Genomic DNA, 11,862 nt, shown 5'->3' with positions numbered 1-11,862 from the left:
GGCGCCCCCCCCCGCCCCCCGGGGGGGGGGGGCCGCCGGGGGCTCTTCAACCCCCCCCCCCCCGCCGCCCCGGCCCCGCTTCGGGGCCGGGCCGACGGCATGTGCAGGACCGGAAACGCCCGGCGCGGCATCCGGGGGATCATCCGGAGAAAAAACGCATGCAACCCTCCGCGTTCGGGGTGCGTCGTACGTACCGTCCGCTCCATAGGCCGGACATTCGGGGGCATCCGGGGAGGGGCGCCCGCCGAACGGTGGCGATGCAGGCGGCCGACGCACGGTTTCGGCGGTGCGGCGGCATGTGGGGGAGAATGTTGCGTGATGCCGGTATTTCGCGGCGTACTGCCGAGTGAGTACGGACCCCCTCTGGTACTCCGTACGGCGTATAGGGCATCCTCCTTGCGGATGACGACGATTACATCTGTGTGCTCACGAGCAGACAGGCTGTTGCGTCCTACGCTCGTAGCGTCCGCAGAATCGCGGACAAATCCCCCGCCCGGTCCGGTAAGCCGCGGACCCCGCGGGACGTCGCCCTACCGGCATGCCCGCTTTGAGGAGCTGTCCCCCATGAACCTCCACCAGCCTCACGCCCTTGGCACCGAGGTGAGGGCATGAGCAGCAGCAAACCCTCCTGCGAGCCGACAACCCGCGCGGACCGCGTCCAGTACGCCGCGTCCCGGGTGCTCATCTGGTACCTGCGGCTGGTGGCGACGTTCGACCTGCTGTCCGCGATCATGGTGCCGCTGCGCAACCGTGTCCGGCACCACAACTCCGGCGAGTACTTCACGCCGTTCCTGCTGACCACCAGCTTCACCACGGCATCGCTGGCGATCTTCCTCGCGGTCATGCTGAACCGCCGCAAACGCGTCGCGTGGATGTTCACCGCGATCCTGATGCTGCCCACCTTCGCGCTCTACGTGTGGGTGCTCGCGGCGCTGCCCGACTTCCGGCAGCACCCGTTCAACTGGATCTCCGCCGGCATCACGCTGATCCCGGTGATCGCGCTGGCGCTCAGCCGCCGCGAGTTCTACGCCCGCGGCGAGCACGGCAACGTCTTCAAGGCCGGCGCGGTCGCCCTGACCGGCCTGGCCCTGATCGTCGGCCTCGGCACCGTCCTCGTCTCGCTCACCGACAAGATCGGCGAGGCGTCGGCCGGCACGAAGATCCGGTACACGATCCTGCGGCTGTTCACGCTCGCCCGCGACGCCGAGTTCGACAGCAAGATCCTGGTCCCGCGCGCCACCGACATCGTCATCAACGTCGCCGCGACGCTCCTGTTCCTCCTCGTGCTCTACGTCCTCTTCCGCGCTCCCAAGGGCACCGAGCTGCTGCGCGCCGAAGACGAAGTCCGGCTGCGCGAGCTGCTCGACAAGTGGGGCGAGCGCGACTCGCTCGGCTACTTCGCCCTGCGCCGCGACAAGGCCGTGATGTGGTCGCCGAGCGGCAAGGCCGCGGTCGCCTACCGCGTGGTCGGCGGGGTGTCGCTGGCGTCCGGCGACCCGATCGGCGACCCGGAGGCCTGGCCCGGCGCCATCGAGCCGTGGCTGGAGGAAGCCCGCGAGAACGCGTGGGTCCCGGCCGTCATGGGCGCCAGCGAGGAAGCCGGCACCATCTTCGCCCGGCACGGCCTCGACGCGCTCGAACTCGGCGACGAGGCGATCGTCGAGGTCGACGAGTTCAGCCTCGACGGCCGCGCGATGCGGGTGGTCCGGCAGGCGTACAACCGGGTGAAGCGCGCCGGGTACACGACGCGCATCCGCCGCCACGAGGACATCCCGATAGCGGAAATGAGCGAGCTGCTCGACCTCGCCGACCACTGGCGGGACGGCGAGACCGAGCGCGGCTTCTCGATGGCGCTGGGCCGCCTCGGCGACCCGGACGACGGCCGCTGCCTGATGGTCGAGTGCACCGACAACGAGGGCAAGCTGCGCGCGGTGCTGAGCTTCGTGCCGTGGGGCCCGCACGGGATCTCGCTGGACCTGATGCGCCGCGACCGCGAGTCGGAGAACGGCCTGCTGGAGTTCATGATCCTCGACGTGATCGCGCAGGCGAAGCAGTTCGACGTCGAGCAGATCTCGCTGAACTTCGCGATGTTCCGCTCGGTCTTCGAGCGCGGCTCGAAGCTCGGCGCCGGCCCGGTGCTGCGGCTGTGGAAGGCCGTGCTGACGTTCTTCTCGCGCTGGTGGCAGATCGAGTCGCTGTACCGGGCGAACGCCAAGTACCGGCCGATCTGGGAGCCGCGCTACCTGTGCTTCCGCAAGGCCAGCGAACTGCCGCGCATCGGCCTGGCGTCGGCGCGGGCGGAGGGCTTCCTCGAGGCGCCGAGCCTGCCGTCGCTGTTCGGCCGCCGGCACGAGGAGAAGGTCGCGCACATCGCGGAAGCGCAGCGCAGCATGGCGGCGAAGGTCAAGGGCAAGGCCAAGGCCGCCACGGGCAAGGCGAAGGCCGCCACGGCGAAGGCCACCGGGAAGTCCGGCGGGTCGGGGACGGCCTCGGGTGAGCCGTCGGATGAGGCGGGCGAGAAGCCCGCGGACAAGCCCTCGGACCCGGCGGCCGACCGGGCCGCGGGACACGAGGCCGAGCCGAAGCAGCCGGTCGGCAGCAAGGCGGGCGGCAACGCCGGGCGCAACAGCGGCAAGGACTGAGGCCCGCGGCGAGCGGGCGGCGGACGACGGGCGAGGCCCGGCACCGGAGATCGGTGCCGGGCCTCGGCCTTTGCCCGCGGAGCCGCCGCGGCTTCGGATCGGGTCAGACCAGGCGCTTGATCTCGCCGTGCGCGCGGTAGAAGCCGCCCTGGCCGGACTCGCGGACCGCGTCGACGACGTAGCGGGCGCCGGCGACCCGGACGTTCTTCGGGAACTGCACGTTCCAGCCCGACTCGTAGCCCGCCGACACCACGTGCACACGCAGCCGGCCGTTGGTCTCGATGCACTCGACGACGACACCGGTGCCCGCGTCGCTCGTGGTCTCGACGTCGTTCGTCGGCACGACCGCGTCGAGCGTCGCGAGCTTGACGTCGCGCACCTGCGGCACGGTGCCGCCCTGGGCCGCCTGGATGGCCGCCTCGCTGACGTCGATGCAGGCGAGCTGGCCGCCGGTGGTCACGATGTAGAGGCGTTCCTCGTGGTACTGCATCGAGTACGCCGCACCGCAGCCCGTGGACAGCTTCCACAGCCGGGTGCCGTCCGCCTTGAAGCAGTAGATCGACGAGGAGCTGTCGCCCGCGAACACGTACTCGCCGTCGCGTGCGGTCGCGCAGCTGAAGACCGACGCGTTGCAGTCGTAGGTCGCGAGCATCTCGCCGTCGGACTTGCGGATGCGGTGGACCTTGTTGCCCGACGTGCCCGCGTAGACGTCGTCGCGCTCCTGCCAGCCGAACAGCACCGAGCCCTGGGTCTTCCGGTGCCACTTGAACTCACCGGAGCGGGTGAACATCTCCACGCCCGCCGAGTGGCCGTGGTAGATGCCGTCGGCGTCGCAGCGCACCATCCACGCGCCGGTGCCGCGGCCCTTCTCCGCCCACAGCGACTCGTCCTCGTGGTCGATCGCGGTGATGCCGCCGTTGGCGTCGGAAACGCCGAGGGTGCCGTCGTGGATGTCGAGCCAGTAGATGTCGATGTCGTCGGCGATCTCGTAGGCCACGCGCGGGGCCTTGCCGCCGATGTCGTACACGTTGCCGTCGTCGCAGCCGGCGTAGATCCACGAGTCGTCGCCGACGATGCACTTCACGCCGTCGGGGAGCTTGTAGCGGTTGACGACCTCGCCCTCGTGGGTGAGCGTCCACACGTCGCCGCGTTCGTTGCCGACCATGGCGCGGTCGCCGTCGACGAAGACGCCGAAGGCCGGGGAGCCGGAGTTGTACTTCCACAGCACCGGGGCTCGCTTGACGTTGGACGGGGTGCGCGACGAGGAGGACGAGGTCGGGACCGAGGGGCGGCGGGTGACCGAGCGGCGCTTGCGGACGCCGCGGACGGCCTCCTCGTAGCCCTTGCGCTTCTTCTCGCCGATCTTCTTGGCCGCTTCCGCGACGGCCTTGGCAACCGTCGGGTGGGTCTTGGTGGTGGCCTTGCCGGAGTCGCCGATACGGCCGTACGTGATGGTCACGTCCGCGCCGGAGACCACGACCTCGTAGAACTTGTGCGAGCCTCCGCCGTCCTCCGACAGTTCCAGGTACGTGGTCGAGTCCGTCATGGCCGCGTTCTCCTCGGCTGCTCGGCAATACGGGATATCGGAGACATCTCCGCAGATTTTGGGGAAGTGCCGCCGCACATAGAGGAGTTGACATCCCGTCACTCCCGAGCGGCGATGCGACGAGCCTAGAGGCCGAGGCCGACAAGCGCTGGGCTCCGGGAGGAGGACGGAATCGGCTACTCCACCCGGAGGACGGCCCCCGGAACGGCCCTCCCTGTGGACGACGTTTCAGCCGTGGCCTGAGGGTTAGTCTCCCCCCATCCCGATGATCGGCGACGACGGTCCGTGCGGTACCCCTGGCGGCCGGGTCGGCGCCCCGTACCACGCAGGAGACCGTGTGACCGGGCAAGCCTTCGCGCCGCAGTGGCCAGCAGCCCTGGGCGCCCGCCCCGCCGGGGAGCGCCTCGCTCGCGTCCGGCGTTCGCCGCATTTCGTGGACGGAGCCTTCCGCAATCCGGTGCCGACCCGGCGCTCCACCGACGGTGCGGTGCGCCTCATGCTGCGCGCGCAGCGCGAAGCGGCCGGGCTGCGCCGGCCGACCGGCGAGATCCCGCTGACGGTGCGCCGCGCAGCGGACTACGCGGACGGGCCCGAGTCGGGGCTGCGGGCGACCTGGCTGGGGCATGCCACGGTGCTGGTCGAGATCGACGGGCGCCGGGTGCTGTTCGACCCGATGTGGAGCACGCGCTGCTCGCCGTCGGCGGCGTTCGGCCCCGCCCGGCTGCACCCGATGCCGATGCGGTGGTCGGAACTCCCCTACCTCGACGCGGTGGTCATCTCGCACGACCACTACGACCACCTGGACATGGCGACCGTGAAGGCGCTGGCGCTCCGCGACACGCAGTTCGCGGTGCCGCTGGGGCTGGGGGCGCACTTGGAGCGGTGGGGTGTGCCTCCGGAGCGGATCCTGGAGTTGGACTGGCACGAGTCGGCGGAGATCGCCGGCCTCCAGTTCACCGCGACGCCCGCGCGGCACTACTGCAATCGGGGTGCGCGGGTGCTGGGCACGGTGCTGTGGGCGTCGTGGGTGGTGTCGGGGCCGATGCACCGGGTTTTCCACAGCGGGGACACGGGCTACTTCCCGGGGTTCGCGGACATCGCGGACGCCTACGGGCCGTTCGACCTGACGATGATCCAGGCGGGCGCGTACTGCGACGCGTGGCCGGAAGTGCACCTCGACCCCGAGGAGGCCGTGCAGGCGCACATCGACCTGACGGGTGCGGTGCTGCTGCCCATCCACTGGGGGACGTTCGACCTGGCACCGCATGCGTGGCACGCCCCGGCCGAACGGGTCCTGGCCGAGAGCGAACGCCGCGGGGTGGCCGTGGCGGTCCCGCGGCCCGGGCAGTTCGTGGAGCCGGCGTTGAAGGAGCCGGTGGAGGCCTGGTGGCGGGCGATCGCGGCGGTGCGCGGCAAGTAGCGCCTCAGCGCCATCCGTCCAGGCGGGCTCCCCGCGGGAACACCACCACGGGGACCTGCGCCGAGCGCACGATCTTCAGCGACACGTCGCCGATGAACACCCGGGTCAGCGGCCCCGCGTCGGTGGCCGAGCAGACCAGCACCTCGTCGCCCCAGTCCGCTTCCGACAAGGCCGCCGCGACATCGTCGCCTTCGACCAGTTCGCACACCGCGTCGACGCGCAGGTCGGCTTCCGCCTCGGCGAGGTCCGCGGCCATCTGGTCCCGGGCGACCTGCAGCATCTGCTCTTCCACGCCCCGGTGCTGCAGGCCCGAGTACATCCGCGGCGGCCGGACGAGCACGGTGAGCAGCCGCATCTCGGTGTCCAGCCGGTCGCGGAGCAGCATGCCGCAGCTCAGCGTGGCCGCCGAACGGGTGGAGCGGTGGAAGGCCAGCGTGGTCCGGGTGATGCGTTCGGGCACCGCGGCCGCGTAACCCCAGGGGGCCAGCGCGACGGGGACCGGCGAGCCGTGCAGCAACTGGTCGGCGGTGCTGCCGACCGCGATGCGGCCCGGCTTCCCGTGCGGGGCCGAGCCGATGACGACCAGGCCGGCGCCGCGGCGTTCGGCGAGTTCGCCGAGGCCGCGGCCGCTGCCGCGGTGGGCGGTGACGACGCGGTCGTAGCGCACGTCCGGGGCGACGGTGCGCAGTCGGCGCTCCGCGCCGCCGAGCACCGCGTCCGCCTCGGCACGCAGGTACGCCTCCCATTCCACGTCCACGGCGCCCACGCCGGTGCCCGGCCAGTTGTCGGGCTGGACGTACGCAAGGGTGACCTCGGCCCCGGCCTGCCGGGCGACCGCGCCGGCCAAGGCGACCGCGTCGTCGCCGCGTTCGTCGGCCATGCAGCCGACCAGCACGGTCAGGCCGCTCACGATTGCGGCTCCCGCACTCCTCCGTCGCCGGAGTCCCACGTCTTGGGCGGCTTGTCGCCCCATTGCGAATGCCGGTAGCCGTACAGCCAGTACACGAGCACGCCGACGGCGAGCCAGCCCGCGAAGACCGCCCAGGTCTTCGAGGAGAGCTGCGAGATGAGGTAGCAGCAGAAGCCGACGCCCGCGATGGGGGTCAGCGGGAACAGCGGGGTCTTGAAGCTGCGCGGCAGCTCGGGCCGGGTGCGGCGGAGCACGATGACGCCGATGTTGACGATGGCGAACGCGAACAGCGTGCCGATGCTGGTGGCTTCGGCCAGGTATTTGAGCGGGAACGCGGCGGCGATCAGGGCCACGAAGAAGCCGGTGATCAGCGTGTTCGGCACGGGGCTCTGGGTGCGGCGGTCGACCTTGGCGAAGATCGGCGGGATCAGGCCGTCGCGGGACATCGCGAAGAGGATGCGGGTCTGGCCGTAGAGCACGGTCAGGACGACCGAGGCGATGGAGATGATCGCGCCCGCGGACAGGATGATCGACGCCCACGAGCCGCCGGTGACGTCGGTGACGATCTTGGCGAGGGTGGCTTCGGCGTCGGCGAACTCCGTCCAGGGCATGGCGCCGAGGGCGGCGAGCGCGACGACGACGTACACGATGGTCACGATCAACAGCGAGAACAGGATCGCGAGGGGCAGGTCGCGGCGCGGGTTCTTGGCTTCCTCACCCGCGGTCGAGGCGGCGTCGAAGCCGATGTAGGAAAAGAACACCTGCGACGCGCCCGCGCTCACGCCGGCCCAGCCGAGCGGGGCGAACGGGGCGAGGTTGCCCGAGTCGAACGCGGTGAACGCGACGGCGCAGAAGAACGCGAGCGTCGCGAGCTTGATGAACACCATGATGGTGTTCGCCTTGGCGCTCTCCGACACGCCGCGCACCAGCAGCACGGTGGCCAGGGCGACGACGATGACGGCGGGGATGTTGACGACACCGCCGTTCTCGCCGGGCGGGTTGGCGATGGCCGCCGGGAGGCTGACGCCGAAGGCCGAGTCGAGGAGTTCGTTGACGTACTGGCCCCAGCCGACGGCGACGGCGGAGATCGACACGCCGTACTCGAGCAGGAGGCACCAGCCGCAGACCCACGCGATGCCTTCGCCGAGGGTGGCGTAGGCGTAGGAGTAGGACGAGCCGGAGACCGGGATGGTGCCCGCGAGTTCGGCGTAGGACAGGGCCGAGAACAGCGCGGTGACGGCAGCCAGGACGAAGGAGAGCATGACCGCGGGTCCGGCCTTGGGCACCGCTTCGCTGAGCACCACGAAGATGCCGGTGCCGAGCGTCGCACCGACGCTGAAGAAGGTGAGGGTCAGGAGACCCATCGTCCTTTTGAGGCCGGTGCCTTCCGTGCCATCGACGCCGCCGTGGCCGCTCTCCGCGAGGATCGCGTCGACCGGTTTGGTGCGCAGCACCCCCCAGCGGGGCGCATGCGGCGCGTGCTGGTGTACGGACAAGCGGACCTCCCGGCGCGTGCGGACGAACGGCTCGGTCCGGGTCACCCGAACGCGCGAGGCGTCGGCGGTACCGCCCGAGAACGAATCATTGCCCGATTGTTGCGGCTTTTCACCGAACCCGCCGTATTTGATGACATATTTCCCTCAAGGGATGGGGGGAAGGCGTGGACTCGATGACCGAACAGCGCTCGAACAGCGGCTGCAAACGCCCGTTCGGGCGTAGCATCAAGGCCGTCACCAAACCCTGCCGCCACAGGATCCCGTCCCGACCGAACCGTCCGTCCCCGCGCGGCCGTCGCTCCGCCCGGCTCTCCGCCGGTTCCGGTGCGCCCGAGCCGCGCCTCGCCACGCGCGCCCCGCGCACGAACAGTTCCGGAACCCACCTGAGGAGGCCCTGGTGACCACGGGCGCAAATCCGCCCTTGTTCACGGTGCGGGTCACCGTGCCCGCTCCCGATCGCGCCCGCGTGCACGTCGGCGGCGAGATCGACATGGACAGCGGCCCCCGCATCGAGGAACTGACGGCGCACCAGATCGCCGCCGGACGCATCCGCGTCGAGTTGGACCTGGCCGCCGTGGACTTCATGGACTCCAGCGGCATCCACATGCTGTTACGCCTGCGCCGCAGTGCCATGGCCGCGGGCGGCCGGCTCGACCTGGTCGCGGCCGGGCCGCGGGTCGTGCGGCTGCTGGAGGTCACCGGGCTGACCGGGATCCTGCCGGTGCCGCGCCGCATGGTGCCCGCGCTGGACGCGGGCACCGGGCTGCCGACCGGCTCGTACACCTGGAACTTGCAGACGGACTCGTGGTGGTGGTCCCCCGAGACGTACCGCATCCTCGGCCTCGCGCCGGACAGCGTCCGGCCGAGCACCCGGCTGATGCTCTCCTTGAGGCACCCGGACGACACGGCGGCCGGCGGCTCGGCCGCGGGCACAGGCGCGGGTGATCCCGCCGAGTCCCCCGGTCCGCGGACCTTCGCGGGCGGCGACGTGGACGGCGAACCGTTCACCTCGCGCCACCGGCTGCTCCTCGCCGACGGCACCACGCGCACCGTCGCCGTGGTCGGCGAAGTGACTCTCGACGCGACGGGCGAGCCGGTGCAGATGACCGGCTTCTTCGTGGACGTGACCGAGGACTGACCCGCCGGGCCCCCGAGCGGCGGCCGAGTACGCTGCGGTCGGAAAAACGGCCGCCGCGCCGAACGGCGGCCGGACACGGCACGGCCCCGGATCGGGGACGCGCGTCCCGGCCGGGCGGCAGCCCGGCCCGGGCGCCGGGTACGGACGGAGTCAGCGTGGACGTCGATCGGTTCGCCGTGCTCGTCGGCGAGCGGCTGCGGCGGCCCCGGCGCAACGAGCGCCGGTCGCGCGGCGAACGCCTCGCCGGCGCCCTCGACTCGCTGATCCGTTCGGGCGACCTGCGGCCCGCGACCCGGCTGCCCGCCGAGCGCGTGCTGGGCGCGGCACTGGGCGTCAGCCGCGGCACGGTCGCGTCCGCGTTCGACCAGTTGGCGGCCGCCGGGCTGGTGGAGCGCCGGCACGGCAGCGGCACCTACGTCAGGGCCGCCGCGCCGGGGCCGCAGCCGATCTTCCGGCGCTGGCTGCGCGAGGGCACCGTGGTCGTCGACCTCGCCAAATCGGTGGTGCCCGACCCGTCGCTGCTGCCGCGGCTCGACCTGGCGGTGGAGGACCTGCTCGACGCCCACCCGGCGGACGGCTACGCGTTCCTCGGCGACTCCCGGCTGCGCGGGCTCCTCGCCGAGCACGCCGCGCCGGGCGCGTACGGGCCCGACCTGCTGCTGGTGACCTCGGGCGCCCAGCAGGCACTCCACCTGGTCGCCGACGCGCTGCTGCAGCCCGGCGACCGGGTCCTCGTCGAGCACGCCACCTATCCGGGGATGCTCGCCGCGATCGAACGGTTCGGCGGGGTGCCGGTCGCGGTCCACGGCGACCGCTACGGCTTCTCCCCCGCCGCGTTCGCCGAAGCCGTCGCCGAGCACCGGCCCGCCTATGCGTTCACCATGCCCGTGCACAACCCGACCGGCTCGGTGACCGCCGAGCGCCGCGCCAAGGCCCTCGCCGGAATCGTCCGGGACGCGGACACCCTGCTGGTCGAAGACCGCACGCTGGCCGACCTGGTGCTGGCCGAGGACGCCGGCCCGGTCGCGTCGGCAGCGGCTTACGCGCCCGACCACACCGTGTGCCTGGGGTCGCTGTCCAAGACCCTGTGGGGTGGCCTGCGGGTCGGCTGGATCGCCGCGCCGCGGCAGGTGTTCGGGCCGCTCGCGGTGGCGAAGCAGCGGACGGACCTGGCGAGTTCGGCGCTCGACCAGCGGCTCGCGGTGGCCCTGCTGGCAGACCCCGACGCGGCGGTCCGGCAGGCTGCCTGGCGGGAGCGGCTGCGCGTCCGCCGCGACTGCCTGGCCGGCCTGCTTGCCGAGCAACTCCCGTCTTGGTCGTGGACGTTGCCGCAGGGCGGCATGTCGCTCTGGGTGCGCCTGCCGGGCGCCGACGGCGAGGAGTTCGCCGCGACCGCGATGCGGCACGGCGTCGCGGTCTCGCCCGGCGCGGTGTTCGCACCGCCGGGCAGCGGCGCGGGCGACGACCGCATCCGGCTGAGCTTCGCCTGGCCCGAGCCGGTGCTGACGGAAGCGGTGGCCATGCTCGCGGCCGCCTGGGCCGCACACCGCGCGAGCTGAGGACCGAACCGGCCGGTTCGCCGGCATCCGGTGTTGCTTCCCGCGCTCTTCGGGTCATCGGCCGCATCCGCCGTCCCATATTCCGGGCAACGACTAGTGGACTATTCAGCCGCGCCGTAATGTGCCACTCAAGGAAGTGGACCATTTATCCGCGCATGAATGATCCACTTCGCGGCGAGCGAGGAGGCGACCGTGGCACTGCCCGAGGCTGACTGGATCTGGATGGACGGCGCACTGGTGCCTTGGGCCGACGCCAAGGTGCACGTCCTCACCCACGCCCTGCACTACGGAACCGGCGTGCTGGAGGGCACCCGGGCGCATGTCACGCCGCGCGGGCTTGCCGTGTTCCGGCTCGACGACCACCTCGTCCGGCTCGGCGCGAGCGCGCGCATCCTCGGCATGGAACTCCCTTACAGTGTCGCCGAGTTGCACACCGCGACGCTCGACCTGCTGCGCGCGAACGCCATCGGTTCCTGCTACCTGCGGCACCTGGCCGCGGTCGGCTACGGCGACATGGGGCCGGTGCTGCGCCCGGACGCGCCGATGACGGTGTCCATCGCGGCGTGGGAGTGGGGCGCCTACCTGGGCGCCGAGGCAGCCGAGCGCGGCATCCGGCTGAAGACCTGTTCGTGGCGGCGCAACGACCCGAACGCGCTTCCGCCGGCCGCCAAGGCGACCGCGGGGTACCTCAACTCCACGCTCGCCAAGACCGAGGCGATCAACGCGGGTTACGACGAGGCCGTGCTGCTCAACGCGGACGGCTACGTCAGCGAGTGCACGGCCGCCAACATCTTCGCCGTGCGCGGCGGCGTCCTGTACACGCCGCCCGCCTCCGCCGGCGCGCTGCGCGGTCTGACCATGGACACGGTGCGGACCCTCGCCGCGGACCTCGGCCTGGAGACGCGCGTGGAGAATTTGCTGCGCTCCGACCTCTACACCGCCGACGAGCTCTTCGTGTGCGGCACGGCCGCCGACGTGGTGCCGGTCGGCGAGATGGACGGCCGCGCGTTCGCCCCGGGGCCGGTGACCCGCAAGATCCAGGACGGCTACCAGGCCGCCGTGACCGGCACCGACGAGCGCTACACGCACTGGCTGACGTACGTCGAAGACTGACCGTCCGGCTCGCCACGGGAAACGCGGGAACCCGCCCG

Annotated in this window: 8 protein-coding genes; 5 read left to right on the top strand and 3 right to left on the bottom strand. The window is 71.8% G+C overall.

The genetic code is table 11. The features are described from left to right. The first annotated feature begins 608 nt into the window (after window positions 1-608). Window positions 609-2,642 carry a phosphatidylglycerol lysyltransferase domain-containing protein gene (locus tag ACPA54_RS14980; protein ID WP_423529792.1) on the top strand — a complete coding sequence of 678 codons (2,034 nt, stop codon included), beginning with the start codon at window positions 609-611 and terminating at the stop codon, window positions 2,640-2,642. Window positions 2,643-2,745: 103 nt separating this feature from the next. On the opposite strand, the gene ACPA54_RS14975 is transcribed toward ACPA54_RS14980, so the two are convergent. Then, window positions 2,746-4,188, bottom strand: coding sequence for a WGR domain-containing protein (locus ACPA54_RS14975; RefSeq protein WP_423529790.1), 1,443 nt, complete (start codon window positions 4,186-4,188; stop codon window positions 2,746-2,748). A 337-nt stretch (window positions 4,189-4,525) separates the two neighbouring features. Between ACPA54_RS14975 and ACPA54_RS14970 the strand changes: the two genes are divergently transcribed. Continuing rightward, on the top strand, window positions 4,526-5,608 hold the full coding sequence (locus ACPA54_RS14970; RefSeq protein ID WP_423529788.1) for an MBL fold metallo-hydrolase: 1,083 nt from the start codon (window positions 4,526-4,528) through the stop codon (window positions 5,606-5,608). A gap of 4 nt (window positions 5,609-5,612) precedes the next feature. Here ACPA54_RS14970 and ACPA54_RS14965 read toward each other — a convergent pair whose 3' ends face one another. Together ACPA54_RS14965 and ACPA54_RS14960 are read right to left on the bottom strand one after the other, a co-directional pair. Next, entirely contained in the window at window positions 5,613-6,518 is a 906-nt protein-coding gene (locus ACPA54_RS14965) for a universal stress protein (protein WP_423529786.1), read from the bottom strand. After that, window positions 6,515-8,014 (bottom strand): amino acid permease, encoded by a 1,500-nt coding sequence (locus ACPA54_RS14960; protein WP_423529784.1) that lies wholly within the window; start codon window positions 8,012-8,014, stop codon window positions 6,515-6,517. Before ACPA54_RS14960 ends, ACPA54_RS14965 begins: the two co-directional genes overlap by 4 nt. A gap of 397 nt (window positions 8,015-8,411) precedes the next feature. Here ACPA54_RS14960 and ACPA54_RS14955 point away from each other — a divergent pair, with 397 nt between their 5' ends. From ACPA54_RS14955 to ACPA54_RS14945, 3 genes are all read left to right on the top strand, one after another. Then, on the top strand, window positions 8,412-9,152 hold the full coding sequence (locus ACPA54_RS14955; RefSeq protein ID WP_423529782.1) for an anti-sigma factor antagonist: 741 nt from the start codon (window positions 8,412-8,414) through the stop codon (window positions 9,150-9,152). 155 nt (window positions 9,153-9,307) lie between these two features. After that, window positions 9,308-10,711 carry an aminotransferase-like domain-containing protein gene (locus ACPA54_RS14950; protein WP_423529780.1) on the top strand — a complete coding sequence of 468 codons (1,404 nt, stop codon included), beginning with the start codon at window positions 9,308-9,310 and terminating at the stop codon, window positions 10,709-10,711. A gap of 159 nt (window positions 10,712-10,870) precedes the next feature. After that, window positions 10,871-11,824 (top strand): branched-chain amino acid transaminase, encoded by a 954-nt coding sequence (locus ACPA54_RS14945; protein ID WP_423529778.1) that lies wholly within the window; start codon window positions 10,871-10,873, stop codon window positions 11,822-11,824. Window positions 11,825-11,862 lie beyond the last annotated feature (38 nt).

It is taken from the genome of Uniformispora flossi (assembly GCF_049534875.1).
Lineage (GTDB): Bacteria > Actinomycetota > Actinomycetes > Streptomycetales > Streptomycetaceae > Yinghuangia > Yinghuangia aomiensis.
Note: the sequence above shows the minus strand (reverse complement) of the source record. Positions and strands in the feature narration are given on the sequence as shown.